The organism is Bacillus sp. JCM 19034 (genome assembly GCF_001310635.1).
GTDB lineage: Bacteria > Bacillota > Bacilli > Bacillales > Bacillaceae_D > Halalkalibacter.
In genome coordinates this window covers 86,507-107,190 of the sequence record NZ_BAXR01000004.1, presented here as the reverse complement: position 1 = coordinate 107,190, position 20,684 = coordinate 86,507, and the positions used below count along the sequence as shown (strand labels likewise).

Below are 20,684 nucleotides of genomic sequence, written 5' to 3'. Positions count from 1 at the left end.
ACAGTGCTTCTCTCATTTAGTATTAAATTTATATCCAATTCCCCTAACGGTCATAATGTAACTAGGATCGCTCGCCTCTATTTCTAGCTTTTTCCGTAAATGATGGATGTGAACCATAACTGTCCGAGTGTCACTCAACCCATCGAGCCCCCAAATGAGATCATAGAGCTGATTAACGGTAAAAACCTGGTTTGGATGCTTTGCTAAATGGAAAAGCAATTGTCGTTCTTTAGTTGATAAGGATACAGGTTGTCCATTTCGTTTCACGTCCATGCTATCGAAATGAAGCTCTAAGTGAGCATCTTTCCATACCTCAGAGGAATGTTCTTCTTTATTTGAAGCTTTTACTGAGCGTTTTAACTGAGCCTGCACTCTTGCAACAAGAATATCAGGATCAAACGGCTTTGTAACATAATCATCGCCGCCAAGGTGAAAGCCGTTAAGAATGTCTTCATTTTCCTTTTTGCTGCTTAAAAATATGACAGGTATATTAGAATGTTTACGTAGCTCTTTAATGATGAATGTCCCTTCCATATCAGGTAGCATAATGTCGCAAATAATTAGATCAAACTCAGTTTGAGCAAGGTTAGATAATGCTTCCTCGCCACAAGTTGCAACAGCAATATCATAACCTACGTGTCCTAAATAAATCGACAAGATTTCTGCAATGTCCCTGTCATCCTCGATAACTAATATCTTTTTTACATCCATCTTTTATACTCCTTCACTATTAAAATCAATGTATGTAATAGGTAACGTGAAATAAAATCACTGCCTTTGTTTATTTGACTTACAACGCCTAATTCACCCTCATGATAGTCAATGATTTCTTTACAGATTGCAAGACCTAACCCTGATCCTTCATTCTTCTTGGATTGATGGAACCGTTGGAAAATACGCTCGTGTTCAGCCGGATCAATCCCAATCCCATTATCAATAATATGAATTGTGACTTCGGATGATTTCCAGACGAGAACGATGCGGACTGCTTTACCAGCAGGGGTAAATTTAAGAGCATTTGTTAGCAAATTAGAAAATACCTGTTCAATTCGAAAAGGGTCAACCTTCATAAAGGCTTGTCTATTTACGGATAAATGATTACGTTCCTCAAATGAAAAAGATAATCCTTTGTCAATAACCTCCCACTCGTATTTTTCATATAAACGAGAGAGAAAAGGAAGGGCTTCGATTTCCTCGAATTTAAAGTGTGTTTGCCTCGTTTCTAATTTAGTGAGCTCGACCAAATCATCAATCAATCTTTCTAATAGGATCGTTCTCTCATAAATTCTGTCAGCATATTTAGAAGCATCCTGAGTAATAATTCCATCTCTTAACGCTTTTGAATAGCCTTTGATCGATGTGATCGGTGTCCCTAGTTCATGAGATATATTTGTTAACAACTGTGTACGGAACATTTCAGCTTGTTTCAATTTAATCGTTCGTTCTTCCACTTTTATTTCAAGAAGTTCATTTGATTCTTGCAATTGTTCTGATAATTGCTCGGCCTCACTTAATGCTTTTGAAAACCTTGAAGAGAGATTAATAGATTGTGTAAAAAGAAAGAAAAGTAAGCCGATTGATAAGTAATCTCCTGTCTGAATGACATCGTTATAAAACAAAATGTCATTTAACGCAAAGAGAAAGAAAAAGGCAAAGCCAATCGCATTTGATATCGATCCTTTTCGTTTATGAATGGCCGACATAACATAAACATAAAGTGTGTACAAGATTGCCGGTAACAGCATGAAAGTTGTAAAAATAAAGATATATTTCGTAAAGATTATGGCAGGAGTACATAAAACAAAGGTGATAAATAGTGCTAAGCTTATGCTAATGGCTTTTGGTATTTGCCGGATAGCTTCATTTGGGTATTCTAATTTAATAAACTGTAAGAGCATAATCGCTGCAAGGGAGATTGAAACATATTCGGTTTTGGCCACCCATTCCCAAGAAAGACTTTGAAATACGTATAAAGCTGTCGATTCACCTAGTATCATGACGCGAATACTAATAAACAAGCACATTAAACCAAAAATTAGAGAAGCTGTTTCCCTTTTGCGAAAAAGGTATATGAAAATAAAGTAAATGGCCATCATTAGAAATAGTCCATTAACAAAAGATTGTAGAACTACATTCATCGTTCGTTTATATGTAACAAGCTCCGCAGTACCTAAATCGAGCCTTTCCCACATTCCGCCATGGTTATGAACGAAATTGGCGACTTGTACCACTAATTCATTCTCGCCAGATTGTGCTTCGAAATAGATGACTTGTGGAAAATTTTGTGGAGTGGTTGATTCTGGAGTTTTTCCGACGACCCCATTACCTCCCTTTTCTATCCCATTAATCCAAACACGATAGGAGGTTTCTATTCGTTTAAAGTAGAGGCCGAGCGTAGAGTGTTGCTCAATTTGTTCATCTGATAATAAAAAGGTAAGGCGATATGTTGCATATCCTTGACTAGGTAATGTCTGATTGCTTATTTCGTATGAAGCCCATAATTCAGGGACTTCAACGTATTCAGCAGAAGGCGATAATGAAGTATGGAAATCACCGGGCTCTAATAATTCCCCCCAATAAAACTCCCATTCTCCTTTCAGATCAATTAGCTCATCAAGAATATCGGAATCAGTTAAATCTATTTTGCCAGCTTGAGCGGAGGTATGGGCACTAGCATCTACCACTTGAAAAAAGGAGATCATTATAAGAATAAAAACTAGTAGAACTATTATCCTATTTTTATTTCGTCTATATATAAAATCCACGATTTTGTCCTCCGGGAAGCACACTTTTTTCCTATCATAACATGAAATTTAAGTTAGGAGCCCATTTGTTTTGGAGGACAATATATATTGAATAGTCTTATAAATAAATAAGAAAAACATTCGAATGGCTAATAAAAGCAACGGTTTATCAATTTTCTAGTGTCCTACTAGTTTAGAAAATAGGTGTGATTTACCGTCATTCTCGTTTACTTCTGTTTTTCTTCTCTAAAATTTTTATGAGTTCATGCTTATTCTTTGTTGCTACTAATATATAGAGAAAGTCACCATCTTTTACTTCAGTATCTCCATAAGGGGATATTAGTTTTTCATTTCGAACAATAGCACTAATCGTTACTTTAGTAGGGAATTCAATATCTCGGAGCTTTTGACCAACTATGGCTGAAGAATCATTGACTTGATATTGCACCATTTCAGCATTAGACTTTCCCATTGAAATAAGTTCAAGTGAATGATGTGGTGTCGCTTTTTTCGGTCCCGTTAAACCAAGTTTTTTGGCAACAACTGAGATTGATGATCCTTGGACAAGAGCTGATGTTAAAACAATAAAGAAGACTACATTGAAAAATAACTGACCATTATCTAATCCAGCAACGACAGGGAAAGTTGCTAATACAATAGGGACAGCTCCTCTTAAACCTGCCCATGAGATAAAGAGTTTCTCTTTTAATGTATAATGCATTCCGATTGTAGAAAGAAAAACAGCAATAGGTCTTGCTAATATCATGAGGACAACTGATAAAATTAATCCATTAACAATAACAGTGAAGTTCATTAATTGTCCTGGAAAAACAAGTAAACCTAATATGATAAACATAATAATCTGTGACATCCATGCAAAACCTTCATGAAATTGAAAGATTGAATAGCGGTAAGTAAGCTCTGAGTTTCCGATAACGAGAGCAGCTACATATACAGCAAGGAATCCACTGCCGTCAATAAAGGATGTAATACTATAGGTTAAAAGGGCGAAGGATATGGCAAAAATAGGGTAAAGGCCACTTGACTCTAGTTGGATTCGATTAATGGAGTAAGAAGCGAATTTACCCATTGCAATTCCAATGATGGCACCAATCCCCATTTGCCAAAAAAAGGATGGTATTAATCCCCATAGATTGGTCTCAGGTGTAAGAATTAGTTCAATAAAAGAAAGGGTGAGAAAAACAGCCATAGGGTCGTTTGTGCCCGATTCAGCTTCAAGTGTTGCACCCATCTTTGCTTTAATGTTTCGTTCTTTTAACGATGCAAATACAGCTGCAGCGTCAGTGGAACCAACAATGGCACCAAATAAGAGTGCTTCTAGTAGTGTTATATCGAATAATAGGAAGGCAAAATAACCGACTATAGCTGAAGTGAATACGACCCCTAACGTAGCTAATGAAACAGAAGGTAAAATAACCGATTTAACGGTTGAAAACTTTGTTTGCATTCCCCCTTCAAATAATATGATGATAAGTGCAAAAATTCCGATAACCTGGGCAACTTCTGGATTATCAAAATAAATAAAACCTAAACCGTCACTTCCAATTAACATCCCGATTAGGATAAACAAAACAAGTGCAGGGAGGCCTAAACGGGATGAAAATTTTGCAACTAGAACTCCACTTATTAGTAGTAAGGCACCTATAAAAACATAAGTATTTGTATGAAGTGTCTCGAAGAACATATGTAATCTTTCTCCTTTTATTCATTTATAGTTGTGTTAAGCGATTGATTAAGTGCATGAGGAGAACATTTAGCCTATTTAATGCAATGAAACAGGTTTTTAATGAAATGATGGAGAAAGGTAAGATATGCGTGGTGCTAATGTGTCATACACGGAAAGTCAAAGAGAATTATGGTTTAATTCCGCCTATTTTATTTATTTTAATTATACCTATTTCTTCTATTTAAATAAATGAATATGCATATAATTATTTTTCATTTCTTATATTGGGAACATTCGTGTTAAGTTAATTTGCTTACTACAAAAAAAGTGAAGATAAAGCAGCGTGAAAAATGTGCTACTATCTTAGTTCATTTTTTTTCGGAAAGGTACATTGATTTTTATTTATGAATACTTCACATAGGCTCGTTAGACTTCATTTTAAGTAAGTTTTCATGAAAAGTCTCGATTTCCTTAATCACGATTTCTTCGTTTGCCCATTGAACTCTTTTACTTAACGCTGAACCAGGTCCACTACTATTAAATTCTCCGTAACGTGCAGTTTGTTCATTTTTAGGGTCACGCCAATTATTCCAGCCTTCTTGTTTAATATGCTCCCCCATCCAACAGTGAATAAAAAGTGTATGTGCCCAAGGGCGCCACGGGCGACCGAGATAAACAGAGTTCTGATTTGCTTCTCCTGTTAGTTTACAGTGCAGAAAAACGAAGCCAAATTTCTGATGCTGAGGGGTTGATGCTGCTGTAATGTAGCCATTTCTTAGGCTATGAATCGTACATCGATAAAAGAGAGCTGCTGCACCTCCAAATATAAAATCAATATCTCCTTCGATTGTGCAGTGTTCAAAGTAGTGGTTTCCTTTACAAGCATAAAGTGTATCTTGAAAGCCATGTAAATGTACGTTTTCAAAATAACATTGATCTCCTGAGACGGACAAAGCTAGTGCTTGTCCGACGTTTTCTCCGCGGCCAGCGATATTTTTGATCGTTACGTTTTTTATAATCGTTTGGTCAGAGAGTATGTTTACAGTTGGTGTATGAAATGTACCAATCGAATGTCCATCATCATTAAGCATATGGGCATGATCATCATAAGTAATAATGGTTTGTTCCTTGCTCTCTCCGATAATGGAGATTGTCGGCTTGTTTTCAGGAATATGGATACGTTCATGATAATGACCGTTTTTAACAAAGATTGTCACAGGCGGGAGTGGGTGAACGCGTATTGAATGAATTGCGTCTTGGATACAAAGGAAATCACCACTACCGTCTTTTGTTACTGTGATTTTTTGCATTAAATCAAACCTCCCTGTTAGTTTACTAAGTAGTATACATTTTTTTGCCTAATCTTTATCTCTGATTATTTAAAGTCGATTACAATTGAGGAATATGTAAGCCAATGATTATAGCTGTTATGCAACTTATTTAGTAGGCTAGTACTTACAATATGTAACCGCTTACTAAGAATTAGAAAAGGAGGAAAAATAATGACTAAAACTAAAAGTGGAGATCTAGGAAATGGTACATTTCGAAATCCGATAATAAAGGGAAATTATGCCGATCCATCGGTCATTCGTGTAGATGAAGATTATTATATGGTGCATACTTCATATAAATATGTGCCTGGATTAATCATTTGGCATTCAAAGGATCTTGTGAACTGGGAGCCAATAGGGACAGCTCTTGAGCATTTAAATGGAGATGTGTGGGCCCCAGAATTCGTTTATTATGATGGATTATATTATATTTACTTTCCTGCAGATCGTACGAATTGGGTCACAACAGCGAAAGATCCAAGAGGTCCGTGGAGTAAGCCAATTAACTTACAAACTCCATACATTGATCCGGGTCACGTAATTGGACCAGATCAAAAACGGTACCTTCATTTATCAGGTGGGAATATGGTTCCGCTTGCCGATGATGGGTTATCTGTTATAGGAGACATACAGCATGTGTATGAACCTTGGCGTTATCCGGATGGTTGGGAGGTTGAAGGATTTAGTCCAGAGGGACCGAAGTTTACGTATCATAATGGTTACTATTATTGTACGGTTGCAGTAGGAGGTACGGCTGGACCGCCAACAAGTCATATGGTAGCTGCATCTCGTTCGAAGACACCATGGGGACCGTGGGAACACTCACCATATAATCCGATTGTAAAAACGAGATCAAAACAGGAAAAGTGGTGGTCACAAGGTCATGGAACACTGATTGATACGCCAGATGGCGATTGGTGGATGGTATTACATGCTTACGAACATCGCCTTCATACGATCGGAAGGCAAACATTATTGTTACCGATCGAATGGACAGATGATGGTTGGTTTAAGGTTCCCGATGGAATAAACGCTGAGCAAATTTTACAAAAACCTTTTGGAGAGACGGTTATTCATGGGTTTCCTGAAAGTGATTCATTTGACGGTTATGAGTTAGGACTTCAATGGCAGTGGTTTGGAAAACCAGATAGAGGACGGTTTCAGTGCCAGAATGGCCGCTTGATCGTAAAAGGAAAAAGAGAAACAGAAATGGAATCATCTCCAATTTTATATATGACTGGGGATCGTCAATATGAAGCGGAGGTTTCCGTTCAAGTAAAAGGAGAAGTGAATGCACAATTTATTTTATTCTATGATCCAACTACTTTATTCGGCTTAACTGTTTCTGAAGAAGGGGTTCGTCACTTTCGAACATTTAAAACATATAGCTTAGAGCCTTATAAAGGTGATACTGTGCGTTTACGAATTCGGAACGAGGACAACATTGTTTCGTTCTATTTCAAAGAAGAAGATGGAGAATGGAAAAAGTACGATAAAGTGATTGATTCATCTGGCTTCCATCACAATACATTTGGAGGATTTTTAAGTTTGCGGATCGGGTTAGATGCAGTTGGTAATGGCGAGGTTTATTATCGCGATTTCATTTATCGCGAGCTATAGAAAAATTAGAGGGGATGGCTAAGAAATAGCCATTCCCTCCTTATTTTTGTTTACATGTGTAAAGGTGTCAAATATACTATAATTAACAATTTTATGAGGAGAATCGACTATGTATATAGCCCATGTTAGGGAAAAGGATCAAACGATTCAATCGTTACGTGAGCATTTGCACGGTGTTAAAGTATTAGCGGAACAATTTGGTGAAAAGCTTGGGTTAAAGCATGTAGCAGGTCTTGCAGGGCTATTGCATGATGTCGGGAAATATAGCGATGAGTTTCAAGAGTACATTTCGAATGCGACGTTTCATCCAGAACGGCAAAACAAAATACGAGGACAAGTGGATCATTCTACAGCAGGCGGGAAATTACTATATTCAGAGCTTCATCAGTCAACCAGTACTGGTTATGAAAAGCAATTATCTGAAATAGTTTCAAACTCGATCATTTCACATCATTCAAACCTCCATGATTATCTCTCACCAGATGTTGAATCTCCCTTTTTAAAGCGTGTAACTGAAAAAGAGCTTCAAGGATATAGCCAAGCGATTACTCGTTTTTTTGAAGATGCAATGGCAGAATCTGAATTTAATACATATCTAGCTATGGCAGTAGATGAATTAAAACAAGTAACCGACCGTACTCCGACACAAAGCTTTTTCCTAACGAATTTATAACGAAGAGTATGGTGTAAATTGGAGTGGGGAAGGTGGGATAGATGATTTGTTTTTCTAAATGGGATACATAGATCTTAAAGGCAACGTTAAATCTAGTAAAGGAGGTGAAAATACAGTAATGAGAAACGAGATTCAATTTGAGGTATTTGGTGATTATGCACTTTTCACGGATCCACTCACGAAAATTGGTGGTGAAAAGTTATCATATAGTGTCCCAACCTACCAAGCTTTGAAAGGAATAGTAGAGTCTATCTATTGGAAGCCGACACTCATCATTGTTGTGGATGAATTACGAGTGATGAAACCAATTAAAATGGAGTCAAAAGGAGTACGTCCGATTGAGTATAGAGGGGGAATACCCTTGCGAATTATACGTATCTAAAAGATGTTCATTATCAAGTGAGGGCCCACTTCGAGTTTAATTATAACCGTCCGGAGTTGGAATTTGATCGAAATGAAGGGAAACATTTTAATATCATGAAACGAGCATTAAAAGCTGGTGGCCGACGCGATATTTTTCTCGGTGCACGGGAATGCCAAGCGTATGTGGAGCCATGTGAATTTGGAAAAGGACCAGGCTATTATGATGACCAAGGAACGCAACATTTAGGGACGATGGTTCATGGCTTTAATTATCCGGATGAGACTGGTCGCAATCAGTTTGAAGTGAGACTATGGTCGGCTGTAATGGAGCAAGGCTATATAAAGTTTCCGAGACCAGAAAAATGTACAATTATCCGCCCAATTAAAGATATGCAGGCAAAATGGTTTGACCAATATAATGTAGCAGCTGTGGAAAAAACGATTCATGGTTTGGGAGGTGAGTAAGTGAGTTGGTTATATCAATTGTACAAAACGTACGAATTACATATTGATCAAGTTGGCAAAGTAGCTAAAAAGCAATGGGACCGTGAATATTCACTATTGCCTATTTCTCATACGACTCAAAATGCCCACATCGAAGTTACCGTTGATGAAGAAGGTGATTTTCTTGATGCGAAAATAGTAAATAAAGAAAGCACGTTAATTCCTTGTACAGAGGAAGCGGCTAGCAGGTCGGGTTCTAAAATAGCTCCTTACCCGTTACACGACAAGCTTAGCTACGTCGCGGGGGACTTTATAAAATATGGTGGGAAAATTAAAAACCAAGATCAAATTCCATTCAATAGTTATGTACATAATCTAAAGGCATGGGCACAGTCACCGTTTGCTACCAAAAAGGTCAGATGTATTTATGAATATATAAAAAAGGCACATTAATTGCCGATCTAGTAGAGAAAAAAATACTTGTCTTGGATGATCAGCAACAACTAATAGAAAATTGGAATAAAGCATATGAAGATAAGCTAGGGGAGAAGCCAGCAATCTTTTCTAGTGGAGCGAAAGATCAATTTAGTGCTTTCGTAAGATTTAACGTGTATCTCCCAGAATCACCAGATGCTGTATGGAAAGATAAAGAAATGTATGATTCTTTCATTGCTTATTATAATGAAAAACTAGCTGAGGAAGATGTTTGTTTTGTTACTGGCAAAAGGCTCCCGAGTACAGATCGTCATGCGAATAAAATTAGACACGCAGCAGATAAAGCAAAGTTAATTTCGGCAAATGACAATACTGGATTTACGTTTCGTGGACGATTTAAAACGAGTAGAGAAGCAGTTAGTATTAGTTACGATGTTTCGCAAAAAGCACATAATGCACTTAAATGGCTCATACATCGGCATGAAAAGATGATAGACAATCGCGTCTTTCTTGTGTGGAATAATGAAGGTGATGTGATACCAAATCTACAAGCAGACGCGATGGATATTATGATGCAAAGTAAACGGGAAATCGAGAGGGACCCGGATACGGGTCATATTATAGCTGGAGGAGTTAAGAAGGCAATTGATGGCTATCGACATGATTTGTCATATCAGCCTGAAGTGAATATTCTGATTCTCGATTCTGCAACAACAGGAAGAATGGCTGTTTTGTATTATCGAAACATGAATAAAGGGATTTATCTCGATCGTTTGAAAAATTGGCATGAATCATGTGCATGGGAGCATCGTTATCGTAAAAGCAACGACAAATTTGTTGTCTTTTACGGAGCTCCCGCAACAAAGGATATTGCGTTTGCAGCATATGGCCCAAGAGCGAGTGACAAAGTTGTAAAAGGATTGATGGAGCGAATGGTTCCTTGTATTGTTGATCAGTGCACTATTCCAAGAGATATAGTAAGAAGTGCATATCATCAAGCTTCAAATCCAGTTTCGATGGAACGTTATGAATGGGAAAAAACATTGAGTATCACATGTGCATTAATTCGAAAACTGTTATTAGGACAGAAGGAGGAATGGGATGTGCCATTAGATATAACGTCAACGGATCGTAGTTATTTATTTGGGAGGTTGCTTGCAGTTGCAGATGTATTAGAACGAATGGCTTTAGGTAAAGAAGAGAAAAGAGCTACAAATGCAATTCGTTATATGAATTCTTTTTCTAAAAACCCCGGACGTACATGGAAAACAATTCAAGAAAGCCTACAACCGTATCAAGCGAGATTAGGGACAAGAGTTATTCATTTAACGAAATTAATAGATGAGATTAGCGACCAATTTAACATTGAAGATTTTAATAATATACCGTTATCGGAAAAGTATTTATTAGGATTTTACAGTCAACGTCGTCAACTGTATAAGAAAAAAGAGGAGGAAAACAATATTGAGTACACTTGATCACAAGATTGATTTTGCTGTTGTTTTAACTGTTACAAAAGCCAATCCGAATGGAGATCCTCTCAATGGGAATCGCCCACGTCAAAACTATGATGGGTATGGTGAAATTTCAGATGTGGCCATTAAGCGAAAAATCCGTAATCGATTATTAGACATGGGAGAATCTATATTTGTTCAATCGGATGACCGAAAAAAAGACGCTTATAAAAGCTTGAGAGATCGTGCTGATGCAAACCCTAAGTTAGCAAAAATGCTAAAGGATAAAAATGCCTCCCCTGAAAACTTTGCAAAGATTGCATGTGAAGAATGGCTCGATGTTCGAAGTTTCGGCCAAGTGTTTGCTTTTAAGGGATCGCAATTATCAGTCGGAGTTCGTGGACCAGTTTCAATTCATACAGCAACTAGTATTGACCCAATTGATATTGTAAGTACTCAAATTACAAAAAGTGTAAACTCCGTAACAGGAGAAAAAAGAAGCTCCGATACAATGGGGATGAAGCATCGTGTTGATTTCGGTGTGTATGTTTTCAAAGGGAGTATTAATACACAACTTGCTGAAAAAACAGGGTTTACAAATGAGGATGCAAAGAAAATCAAGCAGGCTCTCATTACTCTTTTTGAAAATGATAGTTCTTCTGCACGCCCAGATGGTAGTATGGAGGTTCGTAAAGTATATTGGTGGGAACACTCTACTAAATTAGGGCAATATTCTTCTGCTAAAGTACATCGTTCTTTACGGATTAAATCGAAAACGGATGTGCCAAAAGCGTTTGATGATAAGAACTATGTAGTAGAATTATCTGACTTAGAAGGTCTATCAGTAGAGGAAATCGATGGACAATAATGCAGAAGATCGTTATTTATTAAGCCATTTGTCTTGAAGAGCTGCTGCTTTGTCAAATCAAGAAAGGATATATCTACTTTATGAGTGCGTGGATTGAATAATCCATTTAAATAAACGTTTAATTAATTTACCGTTTCCAATGATTTAATGAAAAAAGGCTGAGAACTGCTACTACAAAACAATTTTGTACATAAATCGTTAACCACGTTTTAAAATGGGCGTTGTTTATTTTTTTGTATCGATAATTAATTAATATGAAGAAAAGAAAAACAACCCTCTATTTAGGATTAGGGGGCTGTTTCTCTAGTAGTTTGATAAAGTTGTCTTTGAAATAGTAAAGTAAGTAGATGTGCATTATTAACAGGATAATGGCTAAAGGGAGTAAAGAATGGTCTAAAAAGATATGAAGTAAGACTATATTTGCAATAATAGGAGCAAGTACAGTGAGAGAAAGAGGAATGAAACGATTTGACAGAAGTAATAATCCACAAACCACTTCAAGAGACTTTTCCACAATTAACAAATAGTTAAATTCGAACAAAGCCATTGCATCTGGCTTGTTGGTATAAACGGTTCGAGATTGAATATGACAAAGAAACCATTGACCCCTGCCAATAAAAAGATAACTCCTAATACAATTCTAGAAAGATGAAAGAGAATTTGCAAACTGGACACCACCTTTATTCTTTAAGAATATCGTACCATTAAAAATCGGTTAGTAAAAGATAGTTTAAAAATAGGTGCAGATATGTAATAACATGGGAGACGTAAGAGATCTTACTTATTAATTAGTTGTAATATACTCATAATCCACTTGTATGCACATCTTATTCAGGTGACAGATTGGAAAAACACTAATAATTATATCGAGGGAGAGGTTCTAACAACGGTGGATTAAAGTTATAATGGCTATTATAGGTAATTTATTTAAGGAAACTTACGAAAATATGTTGCAGAATAAACTATCCTCATATATAATAAAATTGATCTTATACGTATAAGTTATATTAAACTTGAAAGCGTTTGATACAAGGATGGATAATTAGTCTTATAGATAAATAGATTTATAATTGTGAGATGCTATCAATTGAATAACATATACGTATAAATTGAAATGAAAGGGTTTTCCCATATTCCAAGTAAAAAGTAAAAAAAAGGGGCAGGAGTGATAATGATGAAAAAGTTTTTAATGATGTTAGCCATCTCTCTACTATTTATTGTAACAGCGTGTGGAGGTAATGGTGGCGATGAAGCAAGTGATGGATCGAGTGATGCAACCGATGGCGGTGGTGGAGAATTAGAAGAACAGGTTGTTGTTGGTGATGATATTGAAGGGGCAACAGAGCTTACATTCTGGAATTTCCAAAGTCTTCATTCGGAGTTCTTTGAAGATGCAGCTATTCGATGGAATGAAGAAAATCCTGATCGTCCGATTAAGTTGGTAGCGCAAACGTATCCATTTGATCAATTGCATAATAACTTATTATTATCCTTACAATCTGGTAGTGGTGCACCTGATTTAGCTGATATTGAGATATCTCAATTTCCAAACTATCTACAAGGAGTACCTCAATTAGAGCCATTGAATAATATTATTGAACCAGAGATGGATAATCTAGTACAGTCTCGCTTTGAGATTTATGCGAAAGAAGGCGACTATTACGCTATTGATTACCACGTAGGTGCAACAATGATGTATTACAATGTTGAAATTATGGAAGAAGCCGGTGTTGATATAGATACAATTGATACATGGGATGATTACATTGAAGCGGGTAAACAAGTTGTAGCAAATACGGATGCTACGATGACTACGGTTGAAACGGATGAGCACTTTTCTTTCTGGCCGCTAATCAGTCAACGAGGCTCTGATTATTTTGATGAAAATCACGATGTTATTCTTGATAACGAAATCAATATTGATACACTACAATTTTTACACGATTTAGTGTATGAGCATGAAATTGCTGAATTAACACCAGGTGGTTTCCACCATGCTGAAGATTATTTTGGTTTTATGAATGATGGTGGAGCTGCATCTTTAATGATGCCAATGTGGTATATGGGCCGTTTCATCGATTCGATGGAAGACCTTAAAGGTAAGATTCAAATTCGTCCACTCCCTGCTTGGGAAGAAGGCGGGAATCGCTCAGCTGGTATGGGTGGAACAGGTACAGTCGTTACAAACCAAACAGAAAATGCGGAATTAGCAAAAGATTTCCTAGCGTTTGCGAAATTAACAGAAGAAGGAAATGTGAAACTTTGGGAAGTCTTAGGCTTTGATCCACTTCGTCACGACGTATGGGATTCTGAAGAAATGCGTAAGGAAAACCGTTTCTATGAATATTTCCATGATGATATTTTCGATATTTTATTAGAAATTCGTGATGATATTAATGATTTAAACATTACAGAACAAACGCCAAATGCACAGCAAGAAATCCATACACAAGTAATGCACTCAGTATTGCGTGATCAATCTAGAACACCAGAAGAAGCATTACATGATGCGGCTGAAGCTGTAAGAGCAAGAATGTATTAATTTTCAAATAGTTCCTAAGGAGAAGGTTACGCATGCTTCTCCTTAGGATATAATTTTGTTGAGGAGGGCAAAAAGTGAAAACGACTTCCGTTAAAGAAGAGAAACAAGCTTTAGGGCCAACTAATAAACGGTTTAACATTTTATATTCAAAAAAAGCAGCACCTTATATTTTTGTTTCTCCTTTCATTATTTCATTTTTAGTTTTATTTCTTTATCCATTTATAAGTGCAGTGAACATGAGTTTTCAAAGAGTTTTGCCAGGTCAAGTTGAATATGTAGGAATGGCGAACTATCAACGAGTTTTTAATCCTACTTTTTATACGGCATTACAAAACACGACGGTTTATGTCATTCTTACTGTCATTATTTTAACGGTTCTTCCGATGATATTTGCGATCTTTTTAAATCATCGGTTAATGAAGTTTACAAACTTGTTTCGTGCATCTATCTTTATCCCAGCTTTAACATCAGTCATCGTTGCTGGTACGATTTTCCGAATAATCTTTGGAGATTCTGATAACGCGTTCGCTAATCAAGTGCTACAACTTTTTGGATTAAATCCAGTTGATTGGCGTTATAATTCATGGTCTGCGATGTTTTTAATGGTTTTCCTAGCTTCATGGAGATGGATTGGAGTTAATGTCCTCTACTTCTTAGCGGCACTACAAAATGTGAGTAAAGATGTATATGAAGCAGCAGATATCGATGGGGCGAACACATGGCAAAAATTCAAAAATGTTACCTTCCCAGCGATAAGGCCAATTGTTATCTTCTTAACAACGATTACAACTATTAATGGTTTTAGAATGTTTGAGGAGAGTTTCGTTTTCTTTGAAACAAGTTCTCCAGGTAATATTGCTTTATCAGTAGTTGGTTATATTTATGTAGAAGGTATTCAACGTAATGATATGGGATTTGGGGCCGCTGTTGGAGTTGTTCTCTTAATCGTTATCTTTATCGTGAGTGTCATTCAATTATTCGCAACTGGTGCATTTAAAAAGGGTGATTCATAATGAAAAACATGGATAAAAAACCAAAAGAGAAACTAATTAGTACATTGCTCGTTTTGTTATTTACAGGTGTAGCGATTATTGCTCTGTTTCCTGTTATAGCATTAATTGTTGCTTCATTTAGTCCAGCATCAGATCTAATGCGTTATGGATTGACAGCGGACCTATTCTTTTCTAATTGGGACTTTGAGAATTATAATGCTCTCTTTGGAGCTGAAGGAAGTGGTTATTGGCAATGGTATGTGAATAGTCTCATCGTATCAGGTGTGCTTATTGGGTTGTCACTTCTTTTCTCGTCGATGGTTGGGTATGCATTGGCTCTCTATGACTTTAAAGGAAAGGGATTTATCTTTGTACTCGTTCTTTTAATCCTAATGATCCCATTTGAAATTTTAATGTTACCACTTTTCCGCATCATGACTACATTGGGCCTAGTCGATTCTTATTTCGCTGTTATGCTGCCATTAATCGTTGCACCAATAGCTGTCTTTTTCTTTAGACAGTATTGCTTGGGGCTACCAAAAGAATTAATGGAATCGGCTCGTGTTGATGGTTGTACGGAATATGGAATATTCTTCAAAATTATGGCACCTTTAATGCTGCCGTCATTTGCTGCAATGGCTATATTACAGGGTCTCACAAGCTGGAACAATTTCCTATGGCCATTACTTGTTTTACGTTCTAACGATATGTTTACTTTACCAATAGGGTTAGCTACACTTTTAACTCCTTATGGAAATAATTATCAAATATTATTTTCCGGATCAGTTTTAAGTATTATTCCTATTATCATTCTATTCTTATTCTTCCAGAGGTTCTTTATAGAAGGATTAACGTCTGGTGGGGTGAAAGGTTAATTGGTAAAGCTTTATTAGAAAGGAAGGGGAGACTGACCAATGGTTATGGAAAAGATCGATCAAGTCTTTCGTTTGATATCAAGGTTCGCCCTTTTTGAATTTAATATGGATCGGATTTTCAGCAATTGGTCTTTTTGTAGTCGGCTTTTTTCCAGCAACAATTGCAATGTTTGCAGTTGTTCGAAAATGGGTACGAGGAGAACAGCATAACGCTGTTTTCCGAACGTTTTGGTCGATTTATAAACAGGTCTTTCTAAAGGCGAATCTATTTGGTTGGGTGATAGCTTTAATTGGTGGTGTATTGTACCTCAATTACCGCGTTATCGTTGCAGCCGGTACTGATATTCCGATTATTGTCGTGCTGTCTTATATAATCATGGTTCTTCTTTACTTCCTTTTTATAGTGACATTGCTTCCGGTCTCTGTCCATTTTACTGGAGGAACAAAAGAGATAGTAATTAAGTGTATCCAGTTTATGATTGGGAGAGCACATCTATGTGTAGTATTATTACTATTAGTATGGACGTCAATTTATCTTTCATTATCATTTCCGACAGTTCTAATCTTCTTTACTGGAAGTGTGTTGTCGTATATGATGATGTGGTTCTTTCACCGTAGCCTAGAAAAATTAGAGATGAAAGCAACAAAGGAACAATATTCGTAGATTATTGTTCCTTTGAAATATAAAAAGAGGCAATGAAGTCTACGCTAAATTACCAATACATCAAGTAATGAGCAGCATGACTATTTGAGGTGTGTTATGGCAACTAAATATAGTATAGTAAAAAATTATATAAAATCTAAGATAGAAAATGGATGTATAGAGCCTCATCAAAAATAGGTTCTGAAAGTGAGCTTATGAAGCGGTTTCAATTAAGTCGTCATACTATACGAAAAGCAATTGATGATTTAGTTTATGAAGGTTGGATTTATAAGAAGCAGGGTGCTGGTTCTTTTTGTGCAGATCGCTCATTATCTAAATTAAATGAAAAAACATCCACTAATAAAAACATTGCTGTTATAATGACTTATTTCAACGACTATATCTTTCCGACGATTATTAGAGGAGCGGAGAGTTACTTAAGTTCTTACGGTTACAATGTAAGCGTTTTTAGCACAAATAATGATCTCGAACAAGAACGTCGTTGTTTGGAAAAGGTCATTTCCCAAAAGTTTGACGGATTAATTGTCGAGCCTACAAAGAGTGCATTTCCAAATCCGAACATTAGTAGTTATTTAAATATAGAACGCTTAGGAATTCCATATGTAATGGTACATGCTTATTATGAGGAGTTAGCACCTTTTCATATTGTATTAAATGATGAATTGGGCGGCTATATTCAAACGAAGCATCTAATTGACTGCAATCACAGGAATATCATCGGTTTTTTTAAAAACGATGATGTTCAAGGTATGAACCGAATGAAAGGCTTTATAAAGGCTCATCGAGAAAAAGGGTTGTCGTTACATCCAAGTCATATCATTACGTATACAACGGAAACGAAAAAAGAATACCCTTTACAGGAGCTCAGAAAAAAGTTGATGGGCTCTAATCGACCGACTGCTATCGTCTGTTATAACGATGAGCTTGTCATTTTACTATTAGATGTGATTCGGGAGTTGAAGCTGAAAGTACCTGATAACATTTCAATAGTTGGATATGATAATTCTATGTTATCAGTTGCATCGGAAGTAAAAGTAACGACGATTCACCATCCTCAAGATGCAATGGGATATGCTGCGGGTGAGGCCATTCATCATTTGATCGAGCACAAACATGAGCCAAAAAGTGAGAGCTTTGACTCGGTTGTATTTGAGCCCGAATTAGTGATCCGTAAATCAACAAAATCACTATAAGAAATGACTAAATGTAATTCATGCTGCAGAATAAACGCTAGCCAAGAATGAGATTTCTTGGCTAGCGTTTACTATTTACCCTAATTGTACAATTCGGCATATTGCCTTTTTGTAATGAAATAAAAAATACAATAGATAATTGTGTAAACAGCGTACATAATAGCTGAGGACAATAAGACGATTAGATAGGAGTTCTCCATTTCAATCATATAAAGAAAGACGACGGTGTCTGCTGTTTTCATCGCAAATACACTATGGAGAATACCGAGCACAAGTGGTATGAAAAATATCGGCAGTAAACGATTCGATATTACTTTCCTTTCGATTTGTTTACTCATTCCGATTTTACGTAGGATGAGAAACTGATGTTTTTCCTCTTCTGCTGCTGTGACTTGTTTGAAGTATATCAAGCTTGCTGTCATAAGAATGATCATGACACTTAAGAATAAACCGATAAAGAGGATAAGTCCAAATGTCTCCATTGCCTCAATATAGTGATTTAAAGCGAGACGGTATCCCCATACGTCGTTATTTTGTAACAGCTCATTTAATTCAGCATTTAAATCCGTTGATGACAAAGCTTGTTCGTAGTTAATCATATATGCATAGCCATCCGTCGTATGTATATCACCAACTGCCATGAGGTGATCATAATCATCGTCACCAATGACAAGCATATCGAGTGCTCCGAATAGACCGATATCTAGACTAAGAGCAGAAGTGATTGTAAGGATCTCTTCAGAGAAAAATAGTTCTTCCCCAATAATCGCTTCTTCTAGTTCTTCAGAAACAAATGATCTTACATATAACGCTTCTCCATTCTTTAATGAAACGATGTCTACATCTTTTCTTTTTGATAAGGAAAGAAATTCATGAAAGGTCGTTTCATTGTATATTCGAAAATAGTGCTGATTAGAATTAATATAATGATGCTTTGTATATGAACCATAAATATCGGACATGTTTGGTTCAACTGTTTGTAAAGGCATTGAATATTGATCAATTACATCTATTTCATGGTTTTCAAATATAGTATGAACCTTTGAAACAAGATCGGGATTGTCGTTATAAAAATGCAAATCATAACCAACGGTATTATATGTGTTTTGTTCTATGTTACTGTATAATGTATAACCTGTTGCAATTGCTGTTGTAGCAACAGCGGAAAGAACGGCAATCGTAGCCATCAATGATGAGATCGTAAGGGTGCGATGGGATAAAGCGGATATTGAGATTAACGCATCGCCCTTGTAATACATCTTTTTGATTTTTTTTAGTAGATGCAGCACTTTTGCTAATCCTGACCAGAAGAACAGGTATGTTCCTGTGATCACAAGAAGTAAAATAACAAGAGAGTATTGAAACACTTTTTGTGGGTCACTTGAAAAGGCTAGTACATAGCCAGTGGTAATCAAAGCAATGGATAGCACTAAACCGAAATAAGAACCTTTTGTTTTGGTCTCAGCCACTTTGTCAGCTTTAAATAAGTCGACCAATTGAAACTTATGAATCACTCGAAGACCTGCTAGGCCCATAATCGAAAAAATGATCAAAAACAAGCTAGTAGTAATGAGGATTGATTCTATCGTGATTGTAAACCCAATGTCATCTGTATAAGAAGAGAGAGACATATTAAGTAGCAGCATGGCTGTTAACTTTGAAAAGAACACCCCTAAACCAATTCCGATAAGAAGTGTTAAAGATCCAATGATCATTGTTTCGATAAATAAAAGGAGTCCGATCTTATGATTGGGCATACCGAATAACGAATACGTAGAAATTTCTTTTTTCCGTGCCTTAATAAAGCTATTATTTGAACTTATAAGGAAAAAGAAAATAAATACGATGATGATCACACCAAAGCTAATCAAAAAGGACTGGTACCGGTTGTCATGTGTAAAGGCATGCTTGATTTGCTCGTTAAAAAGTAACGCCAAAAACGAATATGCAGTGAAAACACTGAAACTTAAAGAGAATACATACATGACGTATTTATGAAAGTGACGTTTGATGTTGCGTAGAGCCAAGGTAAAAAGATTCATGCTCGTTCTCCCCCTAGCACGCTCATCACATCCAGAATCGAGTCGAAAAATTGCTTTTTATCATTACCAGCGTGCAGTTCATTATAAATCTCACCGTCGTGGATAAACATAATTTTTTCACAATAGCTAGCAGCAAATACATCGTGTGTAACCATGAGTATGGTCGATTTATATCTTTGATGAATGTGAGTAAAAAGCTTGAGAAGATCTTTACTAGATTTAGAATCTAAACTTCCGGTAGGTTCATCCGCAAGAATGAGCTTCGGTTCTGTAATTAATGCTCGACAAGCTGCTGCACGTTGTTGCTGACCGCCGGAAACTTCGTAAGGGTATTTATTTAAAATATCTTTTATCCCAAGATCAGTTACTAACGGTTGTAGCTTTTCATCAATGATTTTAACAGACACCCCTTTTAATGAGAGGGGAAGGATAATATTTTCCTTTAAAGTCATCGTTTCAAGCAAATTATAATCTTGAAAGATAAAGCCGATATTGCTCATTCGGTATTCAGCCAGTTGCTTTTTCTTTAATTTTGTAATGAGTTGCCCATTTAATTGGTACGTTCCTGAAGTGGGCTTATCAAGTGTACCGAGCAAATTGAGGAGAGTCGTTTTTCCTGAGCCTGATGCCCCCATAATACCGATAAACTCTCCTTCGTAAACATCAAAGCTGATATTCTTTAACGCTTGATACATTTGTTTAGATTTCTTTGAACCATATGTTTTACTAATGTTCTCAACTGATACAATTTTCACTT

14 protein-coding genes and 2 pseudogenes are annotated in these 20,684 nt (G+C 36.5%); 10 read left to right on the top strand and 6 right to left on the bottom strand.

Annotated features, from left to right (window positions below):
* Positions 1 to 12 precede the first annotated feature (12 nt).
* From JCM19034_RS08755 to JCM19034_RS08740, 4 genes are all read right to left on the bottom strand, one after another.
* Positions 13 to 711 carry a response regulator transcription factor gene (locus JCM19034_RS08755; protein ID WP_062048963.1) on the bottom strand — a complete coding sequence of 233 codons (699 nt, stop codon included), beginning with the start codon at positions 709 to 711 and terminating at the stop codon, positions 13 to 15.
* Positions 702 to 2,765: an ATP-binding protein gene (locus JCM19034_RS08750; protein ID WP_062048961.1), complete on the bottom strand. Its 2,064-nt coding sequence runs from the start codon at positions 2,763 to 2,765 to the stop codon at positions 702 to 704. Before JCM19034_RS08750 ends, JCM19034_RS08755 begins: the two co-directional genes overlap by 10 nt.
* A gap of 196 nt (positions 2,766 to 2,961) precedes the next feature.
* Positions 2,962 to 4,449 (bottom strand): potassium/proton antiporter, encoded by a 1,488-nt coding sequence (locus JCM19034_RS08745; protein WP_062048958.1) that lies wholly within the window; start codon positions 4,447 to 4,449, stop codon positions 2,962 to 2,964.
* Positions 4,450 to 4,844: 395 nt separating this feature from the next.
* Positions 4,845 to 5,741, bottom strand: coding sequence for a pectinesterase family protein (locus JCM19034_RS08740; protein ID WP_062048956.1), 897 nt, complete (start codon positions 5,739 to 5,741; stop codon positions 4,845 to 4,847).
* A gap of 192 nt (positions 5,742 to 5,933) precedes the next feature.
* Here JCM19034_RS08740 and JCM19034_RS08735 point away from each other — a divergent pair, with 192 nt between their 5' ends.
* The 10 genes and pseudogenes from JCM19034_RS08735 to JCM19034_RS08690 all read left to right on the top strand — a co-directional run bounded on the left by JCM19034_RS08735 (position 5,934) and on the right by JCM19034_RS08690 (position 17,885).
* The gene (locus JCM19034_RS08735; protein ID WP_062048954.1) at positions 5,934 to 7,382 is read left to right on the top strand and encodes a family 43 glycosylhydrolase; all 1,449 of its coding nucleotides are present in this window, start codon (positions 5,934 to 5,936) and stop codon (positions 7,380 to 7,382) included.
* A gap of 109 nt (positions 7,383 to 7,491) precedes the next feature.
* Positions 7,492 to 8,055 carry a CRISPR-associated endonuclease Cas3'' gene (locus tag JCM19034_RS08730; protein ID WP_062048952.1) on the top strand — a complete coding sequence of 188 codons (564 nt, stop codon included), beginning with the start codon at positions 7,492 to 7,494 and terminating at the stop codon, positions 8,053 to 8,055.
* A 118-nt stretch (positions 8,056 to 8,173) separates the two neighbouring features.
* Positions 8,174 to 8,883 (top strand): annotated as a pseudogene (gene cas5c, locus JCM19034_RS08725) (type I-C CRISPR-associated protein Cas5c).
* Positions 8,884 to 10,775 (top strand): annotated as a pseudogene (gene cas8c / locus JCM19034_RS08720) (type I-C CRISPR-associated protein Cas8c/Csd1). It abuts the pseudogene before it with no gap.
* Entirely contained in the window at positions 10,762 to 11,619 is an 858-nt protein-coding gene (gene cas7c / locus JCM19034_RS08715) for a type I-C CRISPR-associated protein Cas7/Csd2 (protein ID WP_062048950.1), read from the top strand. The pseudogene cas8c and the gene cas7c overlap by 14 nt, the downstream one beginning before the upstream one ends.
* 1,174 nt (positions 11,620 to 12,793) lie before the next feature.
* Positions 12,794 to 14,161: an ABC transporter substrate-binding protein gene (locus JCM19034_RS08710; RefSeq protein ID WP_062048948.1), complete on the top strand. Its 1,368-nt coding sequence runs from the start codon at positions 12,794 to 12,796 to the stop codon at positions 14,159 to 14,161.
* 74 nt (positions 14,162 to 14,235) lie between these two features.
* Complete coding sequence (locus JCM19034_RS08705; protein WP_062048946.1) at positions 14,236 to 15,174, top strand: carbohydrate ABC transporter permease; 939 nt, start codon at positions 14,236 to 14,238, stop codon at positions 15,172 to 15,174.
* Between the two features lie 8 nt (positions 15,175 to 15,182).
* The gene (locus JCM19034_RS08700) at positions 15,183 to 16,028 is read left to right on the top strand and encodes a carbohydrate ABC transporter permease (RefSeq protein ID WP_062049271.1); all 846 of its coding nucleotides are present in this window, start codon (positions 15,183 to 15,185) and stop codon (positions 16,026 to 16,028) included.
* Positions 16,029 to 16,122: 94 nt separating this feature from the next.
* Positions 16,123 to 16,692: a YesL family protein gene (locus tag JCM19034_RS08695; RefSeq protein ID WP_062048944.1), complete on the top strand. Its 570-nt coding sequence runs from the start codon at positions 16,123 to 16,125 to the stop codon at positions 16,690 to 16,692.
* A 194-nt stretch (positions 16,693 to 16,886) separates the two neighbouring features.
* Positions 16,887 to 17,885 (top strand): substrate-binding domain-containing protein, encoded by a 999-nt coding sequence (locus tag JCM19034_RS08690; protein ID WP_370621863.1) that lies wholly within the window; start codon positions 16,887 to 16,889, stop codon positions 17,883 to 17,885.
* A gap of 80 nt (positions 17,886 to 17,965) precedes the next feature.
* Here JCM19034_RS08690 and JCM19034_RS08685 read toward each other — a convergent pair whose 3' ends face one another.
* A complete protein-coding gene (locus JCM19034_RS08685) occupies positions 17,966 to 19,927 on the bottom strand; it encodes an ABC transporter permease (RefSeq protein ID WP_062048942.1) in 1,962 nt (653 codons plus the stop codon).
* A complete protein-coding gene (locus JCM19034_RS08680; RefSeq protein ID WP_062048940.1) occupies positions 19,924 to 20,682 on the bottom strand; it encodes an ABC transporter ATP-binding protein in 759 nt (252 codons plus the stop codon). The genes JCM19034_RS08685 and JCM19034_RS08680 overlap by 4 nt, the downstream gene beginning before the upstream one ends.
* Positions 20,683 to 20,684: the final 2 nt, after the last annotated feature.

Coding starts and splice junctions, on each gene's coding strand:
- JCM19034_RS08755 (WP_062048963.1), bottom strand. CDS start 711: ATGGATGTAAAAAAGATATTAGTTATCGAGGATGACAGGGACATTGCA.
- JCM19034_RS08745 (WP_062048958.1), bottom strand. CDS start 4,449: ATGTTCTTCGAGACACTTCATACAAATACTTATGTTTTTATAGGTGCC.
- JCM19034_RS08740 (WP_062048956.1), bottom strand. CDS start 5,741: ATGCAAAAAATCACAGTAACAAAAGACGGTAGTGGTGATTTCCTTTGT.
- JCM19034_RS08735 (WP_062048954.1), top strand. CDS start 5,934: ATGACTAAAACTAAAAGTGGAGATCTAGGAAATGGTACATTTCGAAAT.
- JCM19034_RS08730 (WP_062048952.1), top strand. CDS start 7,492: ATGTATATAGCCCATGTTAGGGAAAAGGATCAAACGATTCAATCGTTA.
- JCM19034_RS08710 (WP_062048948.1), top strand. CDS start 12,794: ATGAAAAAGTTTTTAATGATGTTAGCCATCTCTCTACTATTTATTGTA.
- JCM19034_RS08700 (WP_062049271.1), top strand. CDS start 15,183: ATGGATAAAAAACCAAAAGAGAAACTAATTAGTACATTGCTCGTTTTG.
- JCM19034_RS08690 (WP_370621863.1), top strand. CDS start 16,887: ATGAAGCGGTTTCAATTAAGTCGTCATACTATACGAAAAGCAATTGAT.
- JCM19034_RS08685 (WP_062048942.1), bottom strand. CDS start 19,927: ATGAATCTTTTTACCTTGGCTCTACGCAACATCAAACGTCACTTTCAT.